This is a genomic window from Wolbachia endosymbiont (group A) of Myopa testacea, assembly GCF_964027115.1.
GTDB lineage: Bacteria > Pseudomonadota > Alphaproteobacteria > Rickettsiales > Anaplasmataceae > Wolbachia.
This window is the reverse complement of the sequence record NZ_OZ034729.1, coordinates 986,064-1,012,380: the sequence shown is the minus strand read 5'-3', so window position 1 is coordinate 1,012,380 and position 26,317 is coordinate 986,064. Positions and strand designations below refer to the sequence as shown.

General features: G+C 37.0%; 23 protein-coding genes and 7 pseudogenes. 14 read left to right on the top strand and 16 right to left on the bottom strand.

The genetic code is table 11. The annotated features are described in order from the left end of the window. Nucleotides 1-74: 74 nt before the first annotated feature. The 16 genes and pseudogenes from AAGD91_RS05060 to AAGD91_RS04985 form a co-directional block, all read right to left on the bottom strand. Nucleotides 75-332, bottom strand: coding sequence for a phage tail assembly protein (locus tag AAGD91_RS05060; RefSeq protein WP_341820855.1), 258 nt, complete (start codon nucleotides 330-332; stop codon nucleotides 75-77). Between the two features lie 90 nt (nucleotides 333-422). Then, nucleotides 423-704 (bottom strand): type II toxin-antitoxin system RelE/ParE family toxin, encoded by a 282-nt coding sequence (locus AAGD91_RS05055; RefSeq protein WP_341820854.1) that lies wholly within the window; start codon nucleotides 702-704, stop codon nucleotides 423-425. Continuing rightward, nucleotides 688-888: a hypothetical protein gene (locus tag AAGD91_RS05050; protein ID WP_341820853.1), complete on the bottom strand. Its 201-nt coding sequence runs from the start codon at nucleotides 886-888 to the stop codon at nucleotides 688-690. Before AAGD91_RS05050 ends, AAGD91_RS05055 begins: the two co-directional genes overlap by 17 nt. A gap of 61 nt (nucleotides 889-949) precedes the next feature. Further along, complete coding sequence (locus AAGD91_RS05045) at nucleotides 950-1,456, bottom strand: phage major tail tube protein (protein ID WP_341820852.1); 507 nt, start codon at nucleotides 1,454-1,456, stop codon at nucleotides 950-952. An 11-nt stretch (nucleotides 1,457-1,467) separates the two neighbouring features. Further along, nucleotides 1,468-2,647, bottom strand: a pseudogene (locus AAGD91_RS05040) (phage tail sheath subtilisin-like domain-containing protein). Continuing rightward, nucleotides 2,640-3,200 (bottom strand): hypothetical protein, encoded by a 561-nt coding sequence (locus AAGD91_RS05035; protein WP_341820851.1) that lies wholly within the window; start codon nucleotides 3,198-3,200, stop codon nucleotides 2,640-2,642. Before AAGD91_RS05035 ends, AAGD91_RS05040 begins: the two are co-directional and overlap by 8 nt. A 9-nt stretch (nucleotides 3,201-3,209) precedes the next feature. Beyond that, nucleotides 3,210-4,637: a hypothetical protein gene (locus tag AAGD91_RS05030; RefSeq protein WP_341820850.1), complete on the bottom strand. Its 1,428-nt coding sequence runs from the start codon at nucleotides 4,635-4,637 to the stop codon at nucleotides 3,210-3,212. Further along, nucleotides 4,634-4,828 carry a hypothetical protein gene (locus tag AAGD91_RS05025; protein ID WP_341820849.1) on the bottom strand — a complete coding sequence of 65 codons (195 nt, stop codon included), beginning with the start codon at nucleotides 4,826-4,828 and terminating at the stop codon, nucleotides 4,634-4,636. Before AAGD91_RS05025 ends, AAGD91_RS05030 begins: the two co-directional genes overlap by 4 nt. A 5-nt stretch (nucleotides 4,829-4,833) precedes the next feature. After that, the gene (locus AAGD91_RS05020) at nucleotides 4,834-6,030 is read right to left on the bottom strand and encodes a hypothetical protein (protein ID WP_341820848.1); all 1,197 of its coding nucleotides are present in this window, start codon (nucleotides 6,028-6,030) and stop codon (nucleotides 4,834-4,836) included. Nucleotides 6,031-6,043: 13 nt separating this feature from the next. Beyond that, a pseudogene (locus tag AAGD91_RS05015) lies at nucleotides 6,044-7,981 on the bottom strand (DUF4815 domain-containing protein). Nucleotides 7,982-7,998: 17 nt separating this feature from the next. Further along, nucleotides 7,999-8,679 (bottom strand): hypothetical protein, encoded by a 681-nt coding sequence (locus tag AAGD91_RS05010; RefSeq protein ID WP_341820847.1) that lies wholly within the window; start codon nucleotides 8,677-8,679, stop codon nucleotides 7,999-8,001. Nucleotides 8,680-8,960: 281 nt separating this feature from the next. Further along, complete coding sequence (locus AAGD91_RS05005; protein ID WP_341820846.1) at nucleotides 8,961-9,416, bottom strand: hypothetical protein; 456 nt, start codon at nucleotides 9,414-9,416, stop codon at nucleotides 8,961-8,963. A 22-nt stretch (nucleotides 9,417-9,438) separates the two neighbouring features. Next, the gene (locus AAGD91_RS05000) at nucleotides 9,439-10,248 is read right to left on the bottom strand and encodes an AAA family ATPase (RefSeq protein WP_341820845.1); all 810 of its coding nucleotides are present in this window, start codon (nucleotides 10,246-10,248) and stop codon (nucleotides 9,439-9,441) included. A 23-nt stretch (nucleotides 10,249-10,271) separates the two neighbouring features. Next, nucleotides 10,272-11,081 carry an ATP-binding protein gene (locus AAGD91_RS04995; RefSeq protein ID WP_341820844.1) on the bottom strand — a complete coding sequence of 270 codons (810 nt, stop codon included), beginning with the start codon at nucleotides 11,079-11,081 and terminating at the stop codon, nucleotides 10,272-10,274. A gap of 37 nt (nucleotides 11,082-11,118) precedes the next feature. Then, complete coding sequence (locus tag AAGD91_RS04990) at nucleotides 11,119-11,637, bottom strand: sigma-70 family RNA polymerase sigma factor (protein WP_341820843.1); 519 nt, start codon at nucleotides 11,635-11,637, stop codon at nucleotides 11,119-11,121. A 46-nt stretch (nucleotides 11,638-11,683) separates the two neighbouring features. Next, on the bottom strand, nucleotides 11,684-13,714 hold the full coding sequence (locus AAGD91_RS04985) for an AAA family ATPase (RefSeq protein WP_341820842.1): 2,031 nt from the start codon (nucleotides 13,712-13,714) through the stop codon (nucleotides 11,684-11,686). A 1,065-nt stretch (nucleotides 13,715-14,779) separates the two neighbouring features. On the opposite strand from AAGD91_RS04985, the gene AAGD91_RS04980 reads away from it, so the two are divergent. From AAGD91_RS04980 to AAGD91_RS04915, 14 genes and pseudogenes are all read left to right on the top strand, one after another. Then, nucleotides 14,780-15,235, top strand: coding sequence for a Holliday junction resolvase (locus AAGD91_RS04980; RefSeq protein WP_341820841.1), 456 nt, complete (start codon nucleotides 14,780-14,782; stop codon nucleotides 15,233-15,235). A 90-nt stretch (nucleotides 15,236-15,325) separates the two neighbouring features. Beyond that, a pseudogene (locus tag AAGD91_RS04975) lies at nucleotides 15,326-16,538 on the top strand (DNA modification methylase). Between the two features lie 28 nt (nucleotides 16,539-16,566). Beyond that, complete coding sequence (locus AAGD91_RS04970; protein WP_341820840.1) at nucleotides 16,567-17,040, top strand: hypothetical protein; 474 nt, start codon at nucleotides 16,567-16,569, stop codon at nucleotides 17,038-17,040. 3 nt (nucleotides 17,041-17,043) lie between these two features. Beyond that, nucleotides 17,044-18,525, top strand: a complete 1,482-nt coding sequence (locus AAGD91_RS04965; RefSeq protein ID WP_341820839.1) for an ankyrin repeat domain-containing protein — start codon at nucleotides 17,044-17,046, stop codon at nucleotides 18,523-18,525. Then, a pseudogene (locus AAGD91_RS04960) lies at nucleotides 18,522-20,242 on the top strand (phage terminase large subunit family protein). Before AAGD91_RS04965 ends, AAGD91_RS04960 begins: the two are co-directional and overlap by 4 nt. Then, on the top strand, nucleotides 20,235-20,459 hold the full coding sequence (locus tag AAGD91_RS04955; RefSeq protein WP_341820699.1) for a gpW family head-tail joining protein: 225 nt from the start codon (nucleotides 20,235-20,237) through the stop codon (nucleotides 20,457-20,459). The pseudogene AAGD91_RS04960 and the gene AAGD91_RS04955 overlap by 8 nt, the downstream one beginning before the upstream one ends. Beyond that, nucleotides 20,459-21,886 (top strand): phage portal protein, encoded by a 1,428-nt coding sequence (locus AAGD91_RS04950; protein WP_341820700.1) that lies wholly within the window; start codon nucleotides 20,459-20,461, stop codon nucleotides 21,884-21,886. Before AAGD91_RS04955 ends, AAGD91_RS04950 begins: the two co-directional genes overlap by 1 nt. Then, the gene (locus AAGD91_RS04945) at nucleotides 21,883-22,968 is read left to right on the top strand and encodes a S49 family peptidase (protein ID WP_341820838.1); all 1,086 of its coding nucleotides are present in this window, start codon (nucleotides 21,883-21,885) and stop codon (nucleotides 22,966-22,968) included. Before AAGD91_RS04950 ends, AAGD91_RS04945 begins: the two co-directional genes overlap by 4 nt. Before the next feature lie 109 nt (nucleotides 22,969-23,077). Beyond that, nucleotides 23,078-23,436 (top strand): annotated as a pseudogene (locus AAGD91_RS04940) (head decoration protein). A 59-nt stretch (nucleotides 23,437-23,495) separates the two neighbouring features. Next, nucleotides 23,496-24,491 (top strand): annotated as a pseudogene (locus AAGD91_RS04935) (major capsid protein). 102 nt (nucleotides 24,492-24,593) lie between these two features. Beyond that, nucleotides 24,594-24,899 carry a hypothetical protein gene (locus AAGD91_RS04930; RefSeq protein ID WP_341820837.1) on the top strand — a complete coding sequence of 102 codons (306 nt, stop codon included), beginning with the start codon at nucleotides 24,594-24,596 and terminating at the stop codon, nucleotides 24,897-24,899. Next, entirely contained in the window at nucleotides 24,900-25,370 is a 471-nt protein-coding gene (locus AAGD91_RS04925; protein ID WP_341820836.1) for a phage tail protein, read from the top strand. A 20-nt stretch (nucleotides 25,371-25,390) separates the two neighbouring features. Beyond that, the gene (locus AAGD91_RS04920; protein ID WP_341820835.1) at nucleotides 25,391-25,864 is read left to right on the top strand and encodes a hypothetical protein; all 474 of its coding nucleotides are present in this window, start codon (nucleotides 25,391-25,393) and stop codon (nucleotides 25,862-25,864) included. Beyond that, nucleotides 25,851-26,314, top strand: a pseudogene (locus AAGD91_RS04915) (phage baseplate assembly protein V). Before AAGD91_RS04920 ends, AAGD91_RS04915 begins: the two are co-directional and overlap by 14 nt. The last annotated feature ends 3 nt before the right edge of the window (nucleotides 26,315-26,317 follow it).

The window sequence follows — 26,317 nt, the reverse complement described above, 5'->3', positions numbered from 1 at the left end:
TTCACTAATCTCCATATCAAGAATGTGCTCAACTCCACCACCTATGATAGAGCCAAGCACGAGTACTTCTAATCTCAAGTCTTTTGGATAATCAGTGAAAAAAAATCCTTTAATACCTCTTGCACTTTCACATAATCAGCAATATCTAACTCTTCAATTGCTTCTTTTGCAACTGATGTCAAATAGGCAGTCAAAGTTACTTCCTTATTTAGGTCACTACCATTAATGCGTTCTATTGCCAAATAGTCTCTAACTTTTGGACGTCTAACGGTAAGTTCTGAAACAGAAATTCCATCAACTGTTATTGGGTTATTAAGTGTTATAGCTTGCATACTTCTCCTTAAAAAGTTAATTAAATAAAAGTCTATATCGGCTTTTACATAACTAATTTCTTTGTTATGATTATGATGCTATAAATAGGATTAGCTTTGATAAGAATCTTTTCTATGCTCAATTGAAGTAATAACTACTGTATGTTCTGATACATCTATATAATAAAGTATACGATAGGTACTCACCCGTAGACTACGTTGCCCACTTAAGTTGTGCTTTAATGGCTTTCCAAGTCCAATTGGATCAACTGTTAGACGCTCCATTATTGCCTTCTTAATCATCAACTTTACTTTTGCTGGAAGAGCTGGAATGTCCTTCTTTATAACAGATTCTGAATAGTCTATATTGTAAGGTTTAATCCCAGAAGACATCTTGATGCTTAACCCTCTTTTCTTTATAGCGTTCGTCAGCAATCTTAGACAATTCCATATCTTCAATTTCTTCTTCCATTAACTCAGTTAGTAATTTTAAAACGGACTTGTCTTGAGATTGAGCTACACTAACAAGTAAATTAGCTAGCTGCTCTACGGAATTTGTATGAGCTTTAGAATCCATATTAACTATATACCTACAACTTCCTGTATTTTAACATTTTTATGTAATTTTGTCAACTATATTAGATCCCTAAAATCGTCTGTAACAAAGCCATTTGATCAACACCATTTATCTTTCTAATCATATTTTCAGCATCGATCTCTATCAGTTCATTACCAGAGATGGTGAGTTTATAATAATGGGCAGCTACAGTACACTTTAGCGTTGCTTTCTCAGCAGGTTTCCAGCTACCAAAATCAAATTCTCTGAATATTCCCCTAAGGTTGATAATTACTCCTTCAATATCATTGCTACCACTACCTTGCATTCCACCACGGAGCGTCAAAGCTACTGAATTTCCATCTATTAAACCAAAAAGTCTAAATAGCTCTGAATCATACTCAGCAAAAGTAAAATCTGCTTCAAGTTTCTCCATCTCCATATCGATATTTACTGGAATATCCATACCACCAGCGCGATACCCCTCTGTTTTTATGGTAAGCTTTGGCAGAGTTATCTCATCTATTTTCCCTGCATAACCTCGGCCATCTACGAATACGTTAAAATTTCTCAGTATTTTGGGTAACACTTCACTTTCTCCTAACTTATTACACTATTATTTACAAGATGAGATCTGAATATTATTTGCTCAGCCGGATATGGTGGTGTAAACTCAAAGTCAAAATATACTTTTCCACTTGCAATGTTTGTCGGTGCATTGAGTTCCGGATTTGCATAACATCTTCCACTGATAATAGCTCCTTGGGCTTTTAAATTGGCCAAATAAGAATTCACCCCCTCAATTACATCATCTATGTAAGTTTTGGTAATATTGCGATCAACTGCCCATAAATGAGCTCTAAGTAAACTATCGTTGATTACGTCTGCAGTACGCCTAACCGACAGAAAAGCCGACCTTTCATCGTTTGAACATGTTCTGTTTCCCCAAAGCCTATACCCGTTTTGATGAATGATTGTCGTGACTTCATTTTCATTTAAGTGGTTTGCTCGAGAGCTTACATCACCGAGCGTAAAATCAATAGCCCTACTTGTTCCAACAATACCATTTATCTCTTTATTTGAAGGTGAGTGCCAAAATCCTTGCTCACTATCTACTTTCGCTATTAACCTGGCTACAAATGGACTAGGTGGTTTTTCCTCTCCTTTGAAAACCTTAACCCATGGATCAACTACATAAACTCTTGAGCTGCCAACACTCTTTCTCCACTTTATTGCTTCTTCATCATTGGTTATTTGGACCATCTGCTACTATGATTGCCCTGAGCTTTTCTGCTATGGGAATTAAAGTGCTAACCACTGGGTTTGCAGAAACTTCGCTAGGTAATTGATGAGTAAACTGAGGTGCAATTAATATTCTTGGGGCAACATGAACTATGCTTTCACTACTTAGGAATGCTTGAATCCCTTGATACTCTCCAGTTTCTTCATCAACTCCTCCAATTACATTTTTCAGCGTTTCTTCTTCCTTTAATTTTGGATCGCTATTCTCACTTTCCTCAACCCTGATAACTACTACTGTTGCGCCAATTTGGGAAAATATTCCGTTTATTGCAGAGGAAAGAGTTCCCCTTTTTCCCAATTTTGCCGCTTCTTTTACGCTTCCTGCTATTAATACTGGTTTATTTAGTGGAAATTTTTGCCCGTCAGCTTCCGGAGCAGTACCAATTACACCTATCACTGATGATTTAGCTGTACGTACTGATCTTGCTCTTGAGGTAACCTCTATAACATTTACTCCGTGTAAAAATTCTTCAGCCATTTCTTTGCATCTTTTGTTTAAAATCGTTCAGTAAATCCTCTAGATCATTTTCACTTTTGGCTTCTTCAATTTTCCTCTTGACTGTATCTTCAAGCTCTTCACATTTAATTATTGCTTTTGCTGCTTTTTTCACTTTTTCCTCAATTATTCTTGCCATTTCGATAACTGTAATACCACGGACTTTTGCTAAAGGCTCTATAACTTCTTTATCCTTTTCATTAATAGATTCTGGTGCTGCTAGAATGCTTTTTGCGGCTTTTTCTTGTATTTGATACGATTTAGACTTTTGATGAGATACTCCTGTGTATTGGTTAGTATAGTTATCATAATAAGCACGAAGATTAGAAAGTGCAGAAAACTTCGCATTTTGTAGTAACTCCAATTCAATATCTTCTTGATTCCGCTGAGCAATTTCTCCTCCTTCTGTTAGACAATAACTTTTTTGCCAGTCAAAATTCTTTGGTGCCTCGTACCAATTATTCCCAGTTGGATTGCTTTCAAGGGTTGTTGTTTCAATTTGCTTGTTGTTTTCAAAACGTATGTAAATGGTCACAATTTCTCCTCACACCCAAATTTTATATGTAGCTTCCAATCCTGGACATTGCCAAGCCCTTAGCGTCCTTTCCACATCTATCTCAAGTCCTGCGGTTAGAAAATTGTTACGTACGTTATATATTCCCCACTGGATAAATTGACTATAAATATGTACATCACCTGAAAGCATACCTTGACTAACTTTTCCTCTCGAATCTAAATAAGATGATGTATAGAGTAAAATTGCAACAGTCTTTTCAGCTGGAATTTCTATATTGCCAGATCCAACAAAACTGCTACTATAATCCGTGTATCTGTAAACATTTTTCCATGCTATCCTCGAAATTCTTGACTTATTAGCGTTTGTGTTATCAGGAGTTCCTACAAATAACCCTGCACCCCCATACTCCGTACTCCAATACGATGATCCAACAAATTCTATTGCTTTATTTATCTTCACACTGGTTGTATTCTTTACAAATATTACTCCAAGTGCAGCATATGGGTAGTAGTATATCTCATCATGACTACTCGAAAAACTGTTTGTGTATAACTCTCCGTAAATGAATGTTCCTTTATTTCCCTCTATAAAACTGAGTTGTCTTGGCCGATAAAAACTAACGTAATCTGTATCGTATGTTTGGCTACCTGCTAGTAGTTGCAACATACAGTCGGTTTTACTACTCCACTTTCCAAGCTCTGTCGTAAAAGTTCCGTGGCCAAAGTAATTATTTTTTCTACTCAGTACTCCAAATAAGAAAGGTAATGACCCTGGTTCAATCATATTGCGCTTTCTTATTTCGTTTATAAGATACAATTTTAGTTGATCATCTCGAGTTTCTATTTCTCCTATAATTGACGAGCCAGGTGGTACATTATTAACAGTACGAAAATCTTCTACTAAACCTTTAAGACCATCTTTATGATCATTGCTAACACCGTTTATTGCTGCAATATTTACATCCTTTCTCGTATCAAGCAGTGATACATACGAATCTGATGACGCTTTTAAAGTATTCAAAGTATCAGTTTTTAGCGTATTGATTTCACCTATAGACTCTGTTTTTGCTGCAGTTATTGCCGATATTGAGTTTGCTTTATTGCTGTTTATGTCATTCAAGTGTTTTTTTGCACTATCAAGAAGTTCTTTTAGCTTACCATCGGTCATCTGTATAATTTCAGATACCGAACTTTTATCTACTATTGATTCCAATGCCTTAGCAAGATATGCTATCTGGTCTGGTGTGCTATTTACCGCTAAATCCTTAAGCCTTCTCTGTAGTGCATCAATTATTTCTTTTACTTTAGTCATTTGCACAATATCAGAAATAGCTTTTTTATCTATTATCAATTCCAGCGATTTTGCAAGATATGCCAATTGATCAGGTGTGCTACTTACTGCTAAATCTTTAATTCTTTGGTGCAATGCATCGATTGCTTCTTTAGTAATATTCATTCCCAAAAATTCAAAAAAGTTTCAAAATTCAGTCGTTCAAATGCTTTTTGAAGATCATTGTGTTTATTTTCCCTCTCACTCATATCTTCATCTATTTTTTCTACCGCTTTGCGAATACGTACTACATCTTCCGCTGCAATATTCTCTGGATGTGGCAAAGGATATCCGCGCCTCGTTTTATCATTTGGCATTTTTTTTATGTTATAACAACCCGCAAGTTTTTTACCTTTGGACGATAGACAACCGTTCCACTTAAAACCAATTTTATCCTTGTCTCATTGCCATTAAAGTTTGTCAGCACATGAGTCCTCTCTACCCAATTTTCTCCAATTGGTTTTCCTGATGTTAAATTTACTAATTGCAATTTTTCTCCCCCTTTGGCGCTTTGTTCCATATATGCTTTTACATCTGCAGTGCCAGGTATTAGCACATCATATGTTATGGTAATTTTAGTGTTTGATCCTGCTGTAATGCTTCTTGTAACATAATCTCCTTTTTCCCCTATATTTCCTAAAACTAGCTGTAAACCAGGGTAAAGTACTGGACTTTTTTCCCTCGATCCTTTCAGCGCTACTTTTAACGTTAATTCCCCATTTATTCTTTCGCGCAGCGCTAGTGGCAAATTATCAGACAGAAAACTCTCTCCCCCTTTTTCATCTACTAAAATAAATTCCACATTGGTATCAAATGCTACTTTTTCAACGTTCGCCAAAACTATTAAATCTGATACGTCATTTGCTGTAACTTTACCAAGATCAATAACGTAAGAAACCTCAGTAAACTTTGCTGCTAAAAGCCGAAACGTTAAATCTAAATTTTGATGTGCTGTCCACGTACTTGCATTGGTTGATGAAAGTAATACTCCTACTTGATATGGTTGACTTGTTACCCAACGGCTATTTACTGCATCATATTTGCCAAGCTCTGCTACTTTTACTGCTGTGTCTGCATCATCGGTAAGTATTACTATTGCATATTCTTGTCCTGCATGACAAAACACTGGTGACCAAGTTATTCGTGTTGCTGTGCCATTTATATTAATATTTTCAGGGTTAATATAACTTTCAGCAATGACAATCTGAGAAGGCATTCCCACTGCTGTTTCTCTAATTTGCACAACAACACGTTTTTTGCCCTTATTTGTAAACCATAATTCGATACCTCCTATGTGCCTGCTCTCATTCAGTGTAAATGTCTGTGCTAAAGGATCAACTCGTCTTGCTGCTATAACTCTTCTTCTTTCTTCTATGGTAATTGTTTTTTTACCAGTATACGTTGCTTCTCCATAGCTTCCCTTATCCCCGTAAAATTGCACTAATTTAGTACCTGCTGGGATATTTGCCGGTATCTTTACCTTTCCCTTTAATTTTCCCTGGTTGTTAGCTGTGAGCATATTTTTTTACCTCTTATGCCATAGGCTGAACGACAATACCATCGAACTTCACCTCCTTGAGCTTTTCATTTGGCTCAAAACCCTCAATCTCAAAACTTTGTACTGCTTCTCTCATAAATTCAGCTTCGTATGTTCTACTTGACAATAGCTCTGTTCTTTCTCTAGCATTAAATTCTCCTGTCACTGGACTTGACCAATTTGTTTTTACCTCCGTCCAGTGGTCGATGTTCTTGGTGATTGTAACTTTTGCCGGTACTGGATCGAAAGCTTGATAAGGATTAATTCTTACCTCACTGGTCTGTAAAAGCTGTTCCAATAACGATTCAAGTTCATACGGCAACAAATAAGGTTCTTTACCTCTTTCAACATCAATAATTTCCACGTTTATTGGCAATATTAGTTCCTTGTTTACTATTGCTGCAAACTGAACAATTCCTTGATCACGCATATCATCATCAAAGAATGAATCAATAAATACTCCTTTTTTGGTTGTAGGCTCTCTTGAATTTGCATCACTGCGTAAACGCTCCTCTGCAACTAATACATAAAGATCATTTATTCCTTTTTTCATTGCTTCAAGTTCATTCATCGGCACAGCATGAATAGCATTATTCACTATCTTTACCTCTTCTTTTTCGCCCTCCTTCCATGTCTGATGAATGTAGCAGAGCAAAAGTTGTCCACTAGGTGCTTTTGGCATTGATGGTCTCCAAGGGTGGGAAATTCCTTTTATTCTTCTTACCACTCCTTTTGCATCTATAGTAATTAAATCAAAGCGGGGCATTTTCCAGGTGTAATCAATCAGAACCAAGCTGTTATCAACTGCTCCTTTTACTTTGCACCCCTGTTCACTTATATCTTCAGGGCTTACATGGCTGCGAAAACGATAGGTTATCGAGTAACTGCTTCCTGGTGCTGGTTCTTTGCCAGGTAATGACCAATCAACATTTCCTGAATTTAACTTATAATCTGTACTATTTTCATAAATAACATGGCCTTATTTGATTTGAATAATCTCAAGTACTGCAGAGTCAGGTATCGGATCAATAGCTCCAGAATATGAACCATGAGTAACTGTAACTGTTTTCTGAACAGTGATATCAACCTTTTTGATTTCGCTGATTGGAAAATCATTAACTTTAAGCTCCATTACTCTTTGGCTGTTTGGCTGAAAAGTATGGGGTTCTGATTCAACTGATTTTATATCTGGATCTTCATCAAAAGAGACACGAATACTATGAGGTAACTCAATTTCATAACCATCAACATGAGCTTTACCCTCATTAATCACAAAAATTTCTTTTTTACCCTTTTTTACCCCTTCTTCTCCCTTTTCTTCTTTGTGGAGGAACATCACTTCTAGCCCATTTACGACGTAGGAGCCATTTGCCTCTTTGTCATAACGAGCAAGCGCTGTAGTTACTATGTTTGCTTGTGGTGGCGGTGAATGCTCTATTAATACTCCGTTTTCAATGTTGTAAATTGGATAAAATTCTCCTGCAGCGGAGGAAAAAGAACCTTCGCGCTTCCAAGTAATCGTTGCTTTAAGTCTTGCTGCACCTACTTCTTGATAATTACGTGTACCAACTGCAGGATCACGAAGATTTTCATCCTCAAGTTCTGTAATGGTAGATTCTACATAATAAACACCTATACGAACTGTAGTATTAAGCGGAATAACAAATTCTTCTTTTTCAACTTTTCTAACCGCTCCACGCAGATAGATTTTTCCCGCTTCAAGTGTAACTTTTTCCCCATCTATAATACAATTAGCTCCAGTTATGACATCACCATCACGAAATATTGCATCACCTATGCCTTTGAGCCTTGAAAGAGCATATTCTTGCGTCTCGTTTAATTCTGCCGACTGTAGACCTCTTCCTGCAAGGAACAAGCTTTTTTCGTATTCTTTATCAGGATTAAAACGGTTATAATAGGCGTTTAAAGTCATTTTTATTTTAGAAAAATTCAAAAGGTTACAACAAATGAAAAAGTCTCTCTTGTAGCAGCAGTTCTGATAAGTGGTACCGTATATTCTAAAACTAACAAAATTCCAGGATTTTCCACGTCTTTTGGCTCAAAATATCTCTGTCCTGTAGGTAATCCTTCTTTTACTTTAGTACCAACCATAACCCCGAGCTCCCTTATCACTTGATTTGCTGCGTCCGTGAAATCGAAAGTAAATTTGAGGTACAAGTTATTGGTTGGTACATTTGAGAGCCTAAACCTTCCAGAAGGAGTAACAAGCTCTCCATTCTTATCACCGCTGCAAAATAGAACCTCATCAACAGTGCGTCTGCCAAGTTCATTGAGCAGTTTTTCTGACATAATGGATTCTGGTGGCGTGCTTTGAGTATACTCTATGGTAACTGTTCCACCTGTAGAAATAGAACTGTTTTCCATACGCTGAATAACATTTCCATCAATTATGTAATCTATACTTGACTTGTAAGTCGTTTGTCCTGTAAAAACTTTTACGTTTTTAATAGTATGGTGATCTAAGGTTATTTCGCCATCAGGGGTGAAAAAATTTTCTACTTTATGGCTGCTTTCCCATCTTGCATAACCACTTCCCCAGGCAAGATGTATCGGTTGCTCTTTTATACTTGCTGCTATTGCTGCTCTTCCCGACTGGGTGAGTATTGACATGTTTGACCCCTGTACTATATATATACCGTGTTTCTCACGGGTTTTTATGAAAAAAGTAGAAATTTTTTTAAGCGCTCATAAGTTTTTCCTTCTCACGCAAGCAGCTTTTGAGAAAAGCATTCTTTCACAAGTTTAAAATCAATAGCTCACAAACAGTTTCAAAAGACTCTGCATTTTCTTCTTTTAACTTACAATTTTTCCCTTTTGCATCTTTAACAGCCATTTCAATGACAGCAATCCAGATTCTTCGTATTTCAAAATGGGACGTAATCAATTTCAGATTACTCTGGCGTAATAACCATAACAATCTTATTTTTTTCTCCGTGGCGATCAGCTTCAATACCTACTTTTGTTCTAAATTCTAACCCGTTTAAGTCAGCAATAGAGTTTAGCTTACGGCCAAGTATTGCCTTTTCTGAATTATCATGTGGGTGAATATTCCGTGCTGACTCTAAAATACTTCGAATCATAGAACGACCCATTTCTCCCCAGACATCTTCCCTTTCAACGTTTGCTTTGCCACTTTTAATACCAATGACTTGATAAATCTTACGTTTTGCATATGGACCTTCAGTGACAGTAAATTCAGCATTTAAATAGATGCTGCCAGTAGTATAGCTTTTGGTGTACCAATCTTCATAGCCCCCAGGTTTAATCGCCATCTTGACTTTCACCATTGTACCTCTCGGTATTAAATTACTTTGCGACTTTGCTGTGTTAAAATCAGTCTGTAGCATAAAATCTCCTATGAATTAAAAACTAGTTGTTCCACTGGTCCACAAGCTGCCAATGACCATCTATTTTATCGACAAGCTTACTTACTACACGTTCACCATTTCGCAGTTCAAATACTATCTGACGTACGGTGTTTTTCTCATCTTGAGCAAACATTATCATGCCAGTACTGTAAAATCCCCGCAAAGATCCAGCACCACTTAAGCCTTGAAATGGATCATCTTCTAGCATCTTTTTGGACAGTTTTTTTGTATGGTGGGTGAGTATTATGCCTGCATTCGGATTTATAACATTTCTCAGTCTTTCAAGTGTTTTTTGCAAGAAAAATAGCATAGCACTGTTGTCGTTTTCGTTGCCATACTCACTTGAGTTAAAAATGTTACGCAGAGGATCTATCGCAATAATATCAGGCTTAAAACGCTCTTTGACAACATTTTTGATTTCATCTATTTCTTCACTACTGAATGATAATTGCACTCTTGGTGTGATAATTAAGTTATTGGCAGCTACGTCCAAAAGTTCTTTATCAAGTTGAAGTTGTTGCAAACGTTCTTTCATGTATTCATACTCAATTTCATTTTGCAGATAAAAAATTTTCATAGGTTTACTTGGAGTCATATCAAGAAATGATCTACCTGCTGCCATGTGAATTAGCCATGAAATGAGAAAATCGCTTTTGCCAATTTTAGGTGGGCCACCAAATACCAACAGGCCTCTTTTCGTCAAAATTCTAGGGTAGATGATATCTTCCGGGATTGGTGCTTTGTCACTTAAATACTCTTTTACGCTGTAAAAAGGAATTTTTTGACCGATATTGAAAAAGCTTTGTTCCATAATAATTATTCTCCAATTTTTAATTAAGCAATAGGAGCCAAAGTTTTGGCTTTAATTTTCGCAAGTAATTTACCCAGATGCGGTTCTTCAACCATATTCAGGCATCCACTTCGATCTTTAGCTGGATATCCCCAAGTATTAATGGTCTGGCAGACAAACGAACGTACCTCTGTACCATTATCCTTCTTGATTCCAACCATGCTGATTACTTCATCAACAATTCCAGGAATTTCACTGGCAGTTTTAGCACCTTCACATTGAGGCAACCACGTTGAACGATTACAATCATCAAGATACTGGCCCAGTGTACCAACTATTATGATGTCTTTATTCAGAATATGTTGAAACTGATTAAGCCAAGCCATCATTTCTTGAGCAAGTGTGCCATAAGCAGCTCTTTTATCTTCTCTTCCCGATCTATCGGAAAAAGCTTCAGGTTGCATCCTTGCCCATGAAAGACATAAACGTGATGCAACAGTTATGCTGTCGATAAAGATATAACGATATTTAGAAGCTTCAGAAAGAAGATCTTTATACTTGCCAGATACATGCTCATAGTGCCTTTGACTATATGCTTGATCAGACTTTAGCGCAGGATTTGGTCCGCCAACAAGACAAGCTATATCTCTTGCCTCATTCCAGGTACGCATGCTAATTGAATCTCCCTTCCAGTCTTGTACAGCTAATAGTCCTGCTTCAAAATCAAGACAGAGTGTTGCCGACTCATCAAGAGTTTTAAGTAGACTGGTCTTACCGATTCCATAAGGTCCAAAGATTACTATCTTCACACCTGTGACCATCTTTGTCCTTTTTTCACTGTTTATTATTTTCATTCTGTAATACCTCTAAAAGAACGTTTTTATGGTGTATTTAAAGATTTTGCTTGAATAGATACAGTTTCAAATGGGCAAAGTCCTTACGTAATGCTTTAATTACGCTGTAGATTGTTTGTTGCGGTATGCCAGTCTTTCTAGAAATTTCACTCACTTCATATTTCATGAGTAGCTTACATATCTTTCTTGCCTTTGGAGATAGTTTTCCAATTGTTTCATTTACATCAATATGCACCGCAGAGTCGTATTCGAAGTTCTCACTTTCTTCTTCACCTAGTTCATCGTCAACGAAATCAATTGCACGTTTTTTGCGCAGCCGTTTTTCCTTTAAATTGAGAGCACGACATTTTATGTACTGAGCGATTAAAGCATCGTACTTCTCTTCAAGTTCATTGTAATTCTTAAGACCAGGTAAACAGTCAAGTAAGAGGTCTTGTTCAGTATCCTCGATATCTTCATGAGCAAAAGCTTTACACTTCTGAAGACGTTTTGCATAATATCTTATAGTTTTGACAAATCTTGAGTCAATGCCAGTATAGGAATTTTTTGAAGTCATAATGATCCTTAGTAAAAATTTTTAAGAGATGTTAATATTGGGAGATTCAGTTGTGATAAACCCAAACGCTTGGATTCTCTACAGAAATTACACTGCCGTAGTGTGGTGATTTGTAGTGTGTTGGTAGTAACCTACTGTAGGCCTTCTTGTTTTTCTCTTCAAGCTCCATGCCTTCAACACAGAGTATTCCATATTTGTTTCTTGCGGCATTTTTGCCTTCTTTATTAAATTTTACGTAGCCTTTCGTAGCAAGAACATCGAGACGATTACGAATTGAGTGTGTACTGCCAAGACCTTCTTTGTTTTCAAATGCCTGGCAAAATTGATTAATCGTATAAACGTTGCCCTTACGTCCTTCTCCGTAGATTAAATCCAGAATAATGTCGTGCCTGCGGGAACGCTCAGCATCTAGCTTTTCGCCATAATCTTTATTCACTAGTCTATGTGATTCAGAACCAACTTCATACCAATGGTCATTGACTTTATCGACACATTTTGGTGAAATTGAATGACCATTACGTAACTCAAATACCAATTGACGATTACTGTTTTTCTCGTCTGGCCTAAACATGACCATTCCAGTAGTATAAAATCCCCGGAGACTACTAGCGCCACTAAAGCTTTGAAATGGATCTTCTTCCAGTAATTTCTTTGGCATTTTCTTTGTGTGATGTACTAAAATTACTCCAGCATCTGGATTGATTAGAGAACGCAGCTTTTCAATTCTCTCCTGAAGAAAAAAGATCATGGCATTATTGTCATTTTCATTACCATGTTCATCGGCATCAAAGATATTACGCAATGGATCAATAGCAATGACATCAACTGTATTTGGATCAAAGATCTTTTCTGCTTCAGTGATGATCTCCTTAATGCCGTCTTCATTTAAAAGCAGCCTTGTTTGTGGGGTAATAGCTAAATTATGGGAGACTAACTCAATAACCTCTGAATCAAGTTTAAGTTGTTTCATGCTCTCGCACATATAGTAATAGCCAATCTCTGTCTGAAGATAAAGAATCCGCAAAGGTTTGGTAGGTGACATGCCAAGAAACGATTTGCCTGCTGCCATGTGTGTGAGCCACGAAATGAGAAAATCGCTTTTACCAACCTTTGGTGCTCCGCCGAATACTAAAAGACCACCTGGAGTTAAAACCCTTGGCTCAATAATATCCCCTGGTCCAGAAGACTTTTCGTTTAAGTATTGATCAGCAAGGAAAAAGGTAACGTTTTTTCTACATGGTATGCGAACAGTTGTAGTTAAAAACTTTTCAACGTCTTGTCTACAATCAGCAGCATCCGAGCCCTTTGGTTTGTCTTGTGGAATTTTTAGAATAGCAAGTGATGCAACTCCAAGGTCTAAAAGCTTTTTTGCAACTTTTTCAGCATATTGATGACCTGGATTATCGTTATCCGGCCATATAGTTACATGTTTACCTTTAAGTGGAGTCCAGTCGGTTTTATCAATAGGTGCGTTTGCTCTAAACATTTTCGTTGTTGCTGTTATGCCCTGATTTATTAAGCTCTCAGCACATTTTTCACCTTCAACAAAAACAATTTTATCGGACTTGATTACACCTGGAATATTGTACAAAGGTCTTGGACTTGGAGCAGTATCACTTGAGTTTTTTACATCAAAACAGCTATATCGTTTTCTTCCTGCAGCATCATAATAACGATAAATTTTAGCTATTACTTGGTTGTTTTCATCATGGTAATCCCAATGTATCTCTGATTTATTTAAGTATTCTGAATTATTTGTTTGAAATGTTGAACGACCAAGCCATTGTTCTATATCTTCTACGGTATCAAGAAACTTAGTCTTGCCAGTAACATTCTGCCATAGAGTAATTATATCTCCACCTTCACCTGTAGCAAAATCGTGCCATAATCCGGCTTTTTCTCCTCTTGTTTCTACTACTAAACTTTTTCCCCTCTCTCCCCTAATGTTACCGACATAGAATTTATCACCATGAAAAGTGCCATTTGGTAATAAGTAGGATAAACACGAATCAATTCTTGAAAGTAGTTCTGCTTTTACTTCCGTTGACTTCTCAAATAAAGCTTGTTTGTCATGCATATTAAACCCCCTTCGATAAAGATATTTGCAAAACACTACTAAAGCTCTCACCTATGAACCTGCTTGTTTAATTACTTCTAGCCCTTTTTAGGCGTAACTTAATTTTTTAGTGAAATGAAAAGAATGTGTAAGTTAATAGATTGCCCTATATTAATGTATTACCGTATTTCTCACTTGATTTTATGACGAGCGTGAGAAAAAAGAGTTGAGAAGAGTTGAAGACCAGATTTCAGACTACGCTAATTTTGGCTAGTTTTGGCCAGTTTAGATTCCAAAACGAAATCTTACTAAATGAAAAAGTCGGCTATTCTGGAGGGTTTTGGTACAATTTAAGATTACAGAGCAAAAAAACTGTTCAATCACTATGAAACGCTGATATTTGGCGTACTTTGTCCTATACCTTAGTTTCGAGAAAAACCCTATTATTATAAATAATAATATAAAGTATGTACCTAATATACATACTCTATATACTTATGTTTTTATATTATTTAAATTCTTAATAACATTGAACTTTAAGACATGAATAAAGCTTATCTACTCAATCTTAAAATTCAAATGAGAACAAGTGCGTAAGACCTTCAGTTAAATGCTAATTTCTTTATAGGCCTTAACCTTGAGAAGAAGCTTTCAATTAAAAAAAAACAAGTTTTAAAGCCAAGTGTGAATTTAAGGTAGAAAGCATCCTAACAAAAGAACGCATGCTGTAACGCTAATTTTGAATAAAAGGGTATTTTACTATTGAAAAAGAAAACGTCTAGCTATTCTAGCATTTTTTGCCTTTTATAAAGAAAAATATGAAAATTGTAAAGATACAGCTACGTAGTCGACTTGCAACTTAAAATTGTTTTAACCTTTTTTTTAAATCCATCATAAAAACCCATTAGAAACACGGTAATATATTAGTATAGGGGCAATACCTCACAAGAGTAGCACATGATTCTTGGATTTCCGTTGTTGGCGAACAAAAAAACTATAAACCGCTTTTTGATAGTACGTTGAAGGAACCAAACGATATTTAGGAATCAGTGCTACTTGCAGTCTTAAATAATAAAATTATAGCAAATGTCAATCCTAACATTCGACCTCTGCAAGCAAACGGGCTGGGCAATTTTAACAGATGGAGTAATTCAAAGTGGGAGCAAAAGTTTTCATGGTAGTCGTTTCAGTGTAGGTGGAATGTGCTTCTTAAACTTTCGTAATTGGCTTAATTCTTTGAAAGACATCTCTGCAGTGTATTTTGAAGAAGTGAGAAGACATCTTGGAACTGATGCAGCCCATTGTTATGGTGGTTTTCTTGCTGTTCTAACTGCTTGGTGTGAGGGGGAGAAAATTCCCTACAAAGGTGTTCCGGTGAAGACGATAAAACGTTTTATTACAGGTAAAGGTAATGCAAGTAAGAGTGAAGTCATTGAAGCTGTTAGAGGCAAAAATTTTTCACCTAGAGATGATAATGAAGCAGATGCTTTAGCATTGATGTTCTATGTTAGTAAAGATTTTAATGCATTAAAAATCCCATAGGAAGTGGGTCCTTTCGGCCATACTGGCGGGTTTAGTGGGTTCGACCCCAGGCCTTCTTTAGTGTCAGAGATATTTTGAATATTAACTTTTATGAATTTAGCAATCCACTATTATCCTACTCGAAACCTAGTTGAATATGAGCGTAATCCACATAAAAATGACGATGTAGTAAACAAAATGTGTGCTTCTGTTCGGGAGTTTGGTTTTCGTATTCCAATAGTTGCAAAAAGCGATGGAACTGTGGTTGATGGTCATTTAAGACTTAAAGCAGCAAGAAAACTTGGTATGGAGAGTATTCCCGTAGTCTTAAGTGATAATCTAAATGAACCACAAACCAAAGCTTTTCGGATTACTTGCCAATCAATCAGCTAATTGGGCAAAGTGGGATGATGATCTTTTGAAGGTGGAAATTCAAGAGTTAGAAGATTTGCAGTTTGATCTTAAAATGACTGGATTTGATCTAGAAAAAGTTCAACGTTTTCTCGATGATTTAGATAGTGAAGAAGAAGATCTTTCTGACTTAGCTGATGATGACAAAAAGGTAGAAGTAACAAAACCAGGGGATTTATGGATTTTAGGAAATCATCGAATCTATTGTGGCGATAGTTGTCTGGTTGAATCATATAAAGCGCTGTTAGATGATAAAATGGCAGACATTACTGTTTGTGATCCTCCATATAACGTTGACTATGGTAGTAGCCAAGATAAAAAGATATTAAACGATAATCAAGGTGAAAAGTACGAACTTTTTCTCTATAATACTTGCACTCATATTTTAGTATACACCAAAGGAGCAATTTACATCTGCATATCATCATCAGAGTTTTCAACGTTGCAAAAAGCATTTGAGGAGGCAGGAGGAAAATGGTCGACATTTATCATTTGGGCAAAGAATCACTTTACGCTAGGCAGATCTGATTATCAAAGACAATACGAAGCAATGCTCTATGGGTGGAAGAGTGGCAATAAACGTGAGTGGCATGGTGGTAGAAATCAAAGTGATCTGTGGTTTTATGATAAGCCAACACACAATACACTACACCCAACAATGAAGCCAGTAGAGCTAATGGAGAGAGCAATAGTTAATAGCAGTAGACCAGGAGACATAGTTCTTGATCCATTTAGCGGCTCTGGAAGTACACTAATTGCATGTGAGAGAACAGGAAGAATCTGCAGGACAATAGAGTTAGATCCAAAATTTGTAGATGTAACCATAAAACGTTGGCAAGTATACGCTGGGCGAGATGCTATTCTTGCTGGTGTTGGTAAGACTTTTACGCAAATTCAAGAAGAAAATTCGTAAAAAAGAGCGAAAAGAGAGGAGGAAAAGAGTGGAAAAAATAACGCAAACAAAATGGGCAAGAGAGCTAGGAGTTTCAAAGCAATATGTCTGTTATTTAGTAAAGAAAGGAATAGTTGAGTTGGAGGATGGTTTGATCAATAGAGGACAAGCAAATGAAGCGGTGGCAGCAATAAGAGATCCAAGTCAGCCGCTGAGGAGGAAAAATCCAGAAAGCACAAGTAACCTTTCCACGATGTTGCTAAAAACGCGAATAAAAAATGAAATGGAACGTGGTAAACTGCTTGAGGCGAAAGCTAAGGCTGAGATAGGAGAACTTGTAGCAGTAGAAGAAGTAAAAACTGAAGCATTTAACGTAGCAAGAGTTGTACGTAATAATTTGCTTAATATTCCAAATAGAGTTTCAGCGCTGCTTGCATCACTGAGTGACACTGAAAAGATTCATCAGACGCTAACTGAAGAGATTACAAACTCACTTGAAGAATTATCTAACATAAAATTTTAAATAATGACTGCCAACTTAAGTTTAGAATTAATAAAGTGTCTCATCAATCAACCGGGAGTGGATGTAAATGTTAGAGGATTAAATGGAAAGACACCGCTGCATTATGCAGTAGAAATTAACGAGCTTAGCATGGTTGCTCTCTTACTGAACAGGAAAAATATTAATCCACTAATCACTGATGATGATGGTAAAAGTGCGCTGGATTGTGCAAGAGAAGAAATATTACAAGCACTAATCAATCATAAATATGGATCAGAGAAAGATAGCTTACTTCACTTAGCTGCGATGTTGAATGAAGCAAGTGCTGTAAGGTTTTTACTCGACAAAGGGGTTAATGTTAATGAGCAGAATGCTTTACTACATACACCCTTACACTTAGCGGCAGGAGCTGGGCATGAAGAAATCGTAGAAATTTTAATTAGAGAAGGAAATGCGGACAAAGATGTTCTTGACATGAGAAATCATGCAGCAATTTATTATGCAGTAAACAATAAGAAGCTAGAAGTAGTAAAGCTACTTTCAAATCTTGGTGCGAATGTCAATGTAGCTGGTAGCGGCAGAAATGCAATGAAATTATCTTCTTTGCACGTAGCTATAAGTAGTAGTAATTATGACGAAAGAGACTTATGTTTAGATATTGTAAGATGCTTAATAAATGTTCCTAATGCTGTAGTTAATTTACAAGACTATGAAAATAAAACACCATTACATTATGCTGAAAGACTTAAAACAGTAGAAGTATTACTAACTCGAGAAGATATAGGTCCTTTGATTAAAGACGATAATGGCAAAACACCATTTTGTTATGCGAAAGAAGCAAATAGATTAGATATAGTAAAGATTTTAGTAAGTAATAGATACGGAGCTGATAAAAACAGTTTGCTTCATTTAGCTGCCAGAAAAGGATATGAAGACCTAATAGAAAGTATTCTAGATGAAGGAGTTGAAATAGATGCTGTAGATGAGAGTGGAAAAACGGGAATTTATGTTGCTGCAAAGCAAGGTCACTTTAGCGTAGTCAATTTGTTGCTAAAGAGAGGAGCAGATGCCACAGATGTCTTTCAGTATGCAATAATAACGAACAACGCAAAATTAATAAAACTACTGAGTAAAGAGAAGGAAATAGTATTATTTGGAAGACAGAAGAACTTTCCAACGTTTCACGTTCTGAGTAACAAATATTTGGAAGAAAGGAAAATAGCAGGTAAAAAAATAAAGAAATATAACAATATCATCTGTGTTTCTATAACAGTATGCGCAATAGCGATAGTAGGAATTTACCCTAACATCGTAGCTGCGGTAATGGTGGGAATAGTTGCGCTCATAGCTGCAATAACAATGAGTAATTTAACTCAGAAGTACATGGAAGAAGCACTGGAAAAGAAAATGTTTACTGAACTCGAAAGTGAGAAAACAAGTGAGTGCAGTTCCGTTTTAAGTGATGTGGAAATATCATCTAATGATGGTGAAGAGCTAGCGATATGATATACGCCACATCTTTTTCTGAAGGTTTAAGACCAGATCCACAACTTAAGGTGTCAGAGTGGGCAAATGAGTATCGAGTTCTAGCAGCAACTGCAGCATCAGAGCCAGGTAAATGGAGAACGGAGAGAACACCATACCTTAAAGAAATCATGGATTCACTATCTCCTTCTTCACAGGCTGAAAAAGTAGTATTTATGAAGGGAGCGCAGATTGGAGGAACAGAAGCAGGAAATAAAGAGAGTACGCCATGTTTAAAAAGTAAAGTAAAAGACCCAAGGTCAAGAGATTCAGGCAATACTGTACAGAGTAAGGAATTTCCAGGTGAAATAGTAGTAATAACTGGAGCAAATAGCAGTGTAGGACTTAGATCTATGCCAGTAAAGTATCTCTTTCTTGATGAAATAGATGCTTACCCTGGAGATTCAGGAGGAGAAGGAGATCCAGTTTTCTCAGCATAGCTCGTACCAATACATTTGCAAGGCGAAAGATTTTTTTAGTATCAACACCAACGATTCATGGAATAAGCAGAATTGAGAAAGAATTTGAAGCAACAGATAAGAGATATTTTTTTGTACCATGTCCGCATTGTAATTACTATCAAGTTCTAAAGTGGTCACAAATAAAATGGGAAAATAACGACTCAAGAACAGCACACTATATATGTATAGAATGTGGTGAAAAGATAGAAAATCATCAAAAGACAGAGATGCTTGAATGTGGAGAATGGAGGCCTACTAATCCAATGAAAGGTGAGAAAAAAGGATTTCATCTTTCAAGTCTTTATAGCCCAGTTGGATGGTATAGTTGGCAACAAGCAGTAGAAGATTTTTTGCATGCAAAAGAAAGTGAACAATTACTGAAAGTTTGGATCAACACAACGCTTGGAGAAACCTGGGTAGATAAGGGAGAAGTACCAGATTGGAAGCAATTATTTAACAGGAGAGAATTTTTTCCCGTAGGCACAGTACCTAGGAGAGAAGTGGTACTTACTGCAGGAGTAGATGTCCAAAAAGATCGTTTAGAAGTAGAAGTTGTAGCATGGGGAAAAAGCCGTGAAAATTGGTCAATAGACTACCGAGTATTTGAAGGAGATACAGGAAGTGGAGAAGTATGGAAAAAGCTTTCAGAGCTTCTGAGTCATCATTTTATCGGTGAAAATGGTCTTGAATATATGATAAGTATGATGGCGGTTGATGCTGGGTATGCAACACAGGAAGTATACAACTGGGTAAGAGGTCATCAGGGCTCTGGAAGAGTAATGGCAGTGAAAGGTGTAAATAAAGCGCTAGTGCCACTTAGTAGCCCAAGCAGAGTAGATATAACAGTTGGTGGTCAAAAGTTAAAAAGAGGAATAAAGTTATGGCCAGTAGGAGTATCAATATTAAAGTCAGAACTTTTTCAATTACTTAATGTTTTAAAAGAAGAAGAGAAAGTACCAGCAGGATATTGTCATTTTCCCGAGTATACACCTGAATATTTTAAACAGCTAACGGCAGAGCAATTAGTCAGCAAGGTAGTGAAAGGTTATACCAAACAGGAGTGGCAAAAGGTAAGAGAAAGAAATGAAGTACTAGATTGCCGAATTTACGCAAGAGCAGCATCGATAGCATTGGGGATTGATAGATGGCAAGAGGTTAAATGGAGTAGTTTAAGTGAAAAACCAGAAAGTAAAAAACCTAAAAAAGTGAGACAGAGTAAGTGGTTGGAAAATGTATAACGAAGAGTATTTGTTTCAGGTTGAACAAGCAATAAAGAAGCTGCAAAGTGGCGAAAGAGTAGTATCAATTGCATATGGTGACCATGTGGTAAGATATGCCGAAGTAGATATAAATGATTTACTAAGCTTAAGACAACGTATTAAGGCTGAACTAAAGATTGTTGGAATGAAGCCGAAGAGGAAAATTATTTTTGCTACTAACAAGGGAGTTTTGTAATGTTACTAAAATCATTCAAACAACTATTTAGCAAGCCAAAAATCAAAAGCTCAGCCTGGGATGCATCTGGCTCAGGAAGAAGGGTAATGTATTGGCAAGGAGAAACGGGAAGCATAAATAATTTACTCTCTCAAAGCCTTGAGCACTTGCGTAGCCGCTCTCGTGATATGGTAAGAAAAAATCCATATGCAGCAAATATCATTGATACAATAGTAAGTAACTCGATTGGAACAGGAATAAAACCGCAATCAAAAGCTAAAGATCCAGAGTTTCGGAAAAGAGTGCAAGAGTTATGGCTGAGATGGACAGATGAAGCAGACAGTAGTGGAGTAAATGATTTTTATGGACTGCAAGCACTGGTTTGTAGGAGCATGATAGAAGGCGGGGAATGTTTCATACGGTTAAGAACAAGAAAACCTGGAGATGGTCTGTGTGTACCGTTGCAATTACAAGTGCTTGAATCTGAACACTTAGATAATAAAACAAATCAAACTTTAGCAAATGGTAATGTAATAAGAAACGGGATTGAGTTTAACAGGGTTGGGCAAAGAGAGGCATATTACTTATTTAGAGAACATCCAGGAGAAGGCTCATTTGGAGAGTCAGTGAGAGTGCCAGCAAATGATGTTTTACATATTTATAGACCACTAAGACCTGGTCAGATCCGAGGAGAGCCATGGCTTTCTAATATACTGCTAAAGCTCTATGAGCTTGATCAATACGACGATGCAGAGCTGGTAAGAAAGAAAACAGCAGCGATGTTTGCAGGGTTTATTACGAGACTTGATCCTGAAGCAAATATCATGGGAGAAGGTGAAAGTAATGAGCAAGGAATAGCACTATCTGGCCTAGAACCTGGAACAATGCAGCTTTTAGACCCAGGAGAAGATATAAAATTTTCAGAGCCGTCAGATGTAGGAGGAAGTTATGAAGCGTTTATGAGACAGCAACTCAGGGCAATAGCAATAGGTACAGGGATAACATATGAACAGCTAACAGGAGATTTAACAGGCGTTAATTATTCATCCATTCGAGCAGGATTGATAGAGTTTCGCAGGAGGTGCACGATGTTACAGCATAACATTATGGTATTTCAGTTTTGCCGTCCTGTATGGGATAGGTGGTTAGAGTTAGCACTACTTTCTGGAGAGCTAGACATAGGTGAAGAATGGACAAAGGGAAAAGAAGGAGCAAAAAAAGAAGTAAAATGGATACCACAGGGATTTGATTGGGTCGATCCGCTAAAAGATCAGCAAGCACAGCAAATGGCAGTAAGAAATGGATTTAAGAGTCGATCAGAAGTAGTATCAGAAATGGGTTACGATGTAGAAGAAATTGAGCAGGAAATTGCTGAAGATCAAAGACGTGCAAGTGAACTGGGCTTAAGTTTTGATTCTGACGTTACGGCCAATCAAGAGGTGATATGAAACAACAAACAATATGGCTAAACAGATGTGTAATGGTAGAACCAAGGAGCTTTGAATTACTGTCACTACAAACAGGAAAGCAGCCTATCTTTAAAAATATAAAACATGCAGTAAGAAATAGTGAAAGAGGAATAATACCGATACATGGAATCTTGACAAAAAAGTCAGAAACTTTTGATGATATTTTTGGAATGACTTCCTATAATCAAATAGAAGCACAAATTACACAAGCAATAGAAGATAGTGATATAGAAACAATCCTGTTGGATATAGACAGTCCTGGAGGAGAGGTCAATGGAGTGTTTGACCTTGCTGATTTTATTTACAGTGCAAGGGGAAAAAAGAGGATAATAGCGATAGCAAATGATGATGCATATTCTGCAGCGTACGCTATAGCTTCTAGCGCTGAAAAGGTATTTGTGAGTAGAACATCAGGAGTGGGAAGTATAGGAGTAATAGCAAGTCATATAGATCAAAGTGGGTTTGATGAAAAGCAAGGGATAAAATATACCACAGTATTTGCAGGAAAGAGAAGAAACGATTTAAATCCGCATGAGCAAATAATATCTGAAAGTGTGGAAAGCTTACAAGAGGAAGTAGACCGCCTATATGAGATGTTTGTCCAGCTCATAGCACGAAACAGAAATCTTTCAACGGAAAAAATCAAATCAACAGAAGCAGGGCTATATTTTGGCGAGAAAGCAATAGAGATAGGACTTGCTGATGGAATTACGACATTTTCAGAATTTATTGACAATTATAGGAGTAATATGACTAAAACTGAGATAAAAGAACAAGCAATAGATATTGATGATCTAATTGAACAAGGAAGATGTTTAGGGTGTGAGAGCTGCCGCACGGAAGTATTAGAGGTAATACGATTATGTAATTTATCAAAGATGCCAGAGAAAATAGGAGAATTTATCGAGCAGGATGTAAATGCAAAGCAAGCACAGGAAATATTAATGTCGATACTGGCGGAGAGAACGAAGAAGACAGAGATACTGAGCACAATACCACAAAGTTCATCAGAAGATTTAATGATGCAAGTGGCCAAAACACGCCAGAATAGGCAATTATAAGCAATCTATCTTTTACCGCGGAATATAGCAATAATAAACGCCGCGGTAAAACAACTGCCGTATATAACACTAACAAAAGCGGCGGTAAAACAATTAAGGAGAAACATTTATGAGTTGTATAACTGAACAAAATAACCTTGGTGACCTATTAAAGTATGAGGCATCAAATCTATATTCAAGAGACCAAATAACAGTAGCAAAGGGGCAAAACCTGAAGCTTGGTACGGTTGTTGGTTGTGATAAGGATAACGTAATTAAGATTATAAATCCAGCAGCCACGGATGGAACGCAAACAGCGATAGGTGTAATAACAAGTGATGTAAACGCAACCAAAGCAGTAATCATACACGTATAGCAATGCTAGCAGATCATGCAGTGGTGTGGCCAGCAAATATAACAGAAGAGCAAAAAACTGCAGCAATAAAGCAACTTGAAGCACGTGGCATCATCATTCGTAAGGGAGTTTAAAACTGCTCAACTGAAGAGCAAAACCAACTTAAAACACACAGCATTAAAGGGGGAAAAACATGCAAAATCCATTTACAAATCCAGCATTTAGTATGACGGAATTAACTAAAGCAATAAACATATTGCCGATAAATTATGGTCGAACAGAAAATTTAAATTTATTTCCAAGTAGGTCAGTAAGATTTCGTCATATTACGATAGAAGAACACCACGGAGTTTTAACTTTATTACCAACGCAAGTTCCCGGAGCGCAAGCAAAAGTGGGAAAACGAAAAATAAGAACATTTACGATTCCGCATATTCCCCATGATGACGTAGTGTTACCTGAGGAAGTGCAAGGGATAAGGGCATTTGGGTCAGAGAATGAACTGAAAGCGTTGGCGAGTGTAGTAACAGATCACCTGGAGTTGATGAGAAACAAACACGCGATAACGTTAGAACATTTGCGGATGGGGGCGTTGAAGGGAATCATTCTTGATGCAAATGGGTCAGAGTTATTAAACCTTTACAACGAATTTGAAATTACGCCAAAGGTAGTAAATTTTGCACTGGGAACAGCAACAACTGATGTAAAGCGTAAGTGTCTGGAAGTATTGCGTCATGTTGAGGATAACTTAAGTGGTGAGTACATGACCGGGATTCATGCGCTGGTAAGTCCTGAGTTTTTTGACGCTTTAACTTCTCATACCAAAGTAAAATAAGCATACGAGAGATGGCAAGAAGGAGCAGCGCTAAGGAACGATATGAGATCAGGATTTACGTTCTGTGGAATAACATTTGAGGAGTACAGAGGACAAGCAACCGATCCTGAAGGAATTGTGAGAAGGTTTATAGAAAAAGATACAGGACATTATTTTTCACTAGGAACAGCAAGCACATTTACTACTTACTTTGCGCCAGCGGACTTTAATGAGACGGTAAATACCCTAGGACAGCCATTATATGCAAAACAAGAGCCAAGAAGATTTGATAGAGGGACCGATTTACATACTCAGTCAAATCCTTTACCAATGTGCCATCTTCCAGGAACATTAATCAAAGTCGTTGCAGCATAACAATACTGGTAGAGCAACTATAAAAGTGGTGAGGCATGAGAATGCTCTACCAGTATGCCCCTTCTTAGCGTCCATGTAGAGATTAGTGCATAAAGGTAAAATATGCAAGAAAAAATAAAAAGATTATTTGCAGATTGTTTTACACATCTGGGAGAGCAAGCTTTGTATGAATCAAGGGATAAGTCATACATGGTACAGGTATTAAAACAACAGCCAGATAAATTATATGGAATTGGTGAAGGACAATTTGTAGGAGAAATTTTGACTTTAGAAGTAAGTGTGTTTGATGTATTAAAGCCAATGGTAGGAGATACTTTTGTTATTGGTAACCGTAGATACAAAGTACATTCACTGCCGCTTAGGGACAATTCAGGAGTATTGTGGAAAATTCAAGCATCGGGGGTGTGAATGCGTATTAACGTTGAAGTTACCGGTAGTATTATACAAAGTATAGATGCTGAAAGGAAAAAAGTGGAAAAAGCAGCGGTGAGTGCATTAAACAAAACAGTACTATGGGTAAGATCGCAAACTGTCAAACAAGCAAAACAAATACCAAAAAAAGCAATGAGAAAAAAGTTAAGTGTGGATAAAGCAAATAGAAAGCGTTTATGGTCAGTAGTGAAGCTGAGTTCGCAGTGGATAGGAGTAGCAAAACTTGGGAGTATAAAACAGACAAAGATAGGAGCAAAGGTAGGAAGCCGTACGTATGAAGGAGCATTTATAGCAACAATGAAAAATGGTCATATAGGAATATTCAAAAGAAGGTACATGACACCGTTACCAATAGATGAAATTAAAGTAAACACGCAAGCTCGGGAAATAATGAAAGAGTTAGTTGATAATGAAGTAGAAAGAGTATTTGAGAAGTATTTTGATTAGCAAATGAGTTATATGAAATAATGTTCTGGGGAAATTTATATCAAGCAATCTGTAATAAGCTCAGGGAAGAAATCCCAGCAATACAAACGTGCGAAATGTATCCAACAGAACGTCGGGAAATAATAGCGCCAGCAGTGTTTGTAGAGCTTGTGAGTTTAGAGCCAGGAAAAGATCCGGGGACTGAGGAATTAGCGTTGAGGGCAAGATTTGAAGCGAGAATTGTAGTTGATGGAACAGTTGAAGATTCTCAGGTAGTGGTAAGGTCACTGGCAGCGGAAGTTGCAAGGGTTGTAAGTAAAAATACTTGGAACGTGAAAAATATTGCACCTGGAGAGTTTTTATCAGCGGAAGTAGACGATTTTAAGCCAGAGTTGGATGCATACCTTGTGTGGTTAGTGGAGTGGACTCATGAGCTACATATAGGTCAATCAATGTGGTTAGAAACTGGTATTATACCGCATATCATCAGTGTAGGGGAAAATGTTGGACCATAATTTTGCCATTGCAGAGCTAAATAGAAGGCTAGCGAACATTATTCGTATAGGTCTAGTTAAAGAAGTAGACTATGAAAAAGCGAGAGTGCGGGTAAAAATAGGAGAATTTTGACCGATTGGTTGCCGTGGATAACAACAAGAACGGGAGAAGATAGAAGTTGGTTTTCCCCAGATATTGATGAGCAGGTGATGGTATTATCGCCATTTGGAGAGTTGTCATTAGGGGTGGTGTTACCGGCAATATATCAGCAAAAGTATCCTCCTCCGGAAAGTAAAAAAGAAGTAAGTAGTGTAGTATTTAAAGATGGAACAAAATTATCGTACGACAAGGAGAATCATCATCTTGAGATTGATGTAGTAGATAAAATAACGTTGAAAGTAGAAGGATCAAGCGTAGAGATGACAAAGGATGGAATAAAACTTAAGGCACAAAGAATAAATCTAAATTAGAAA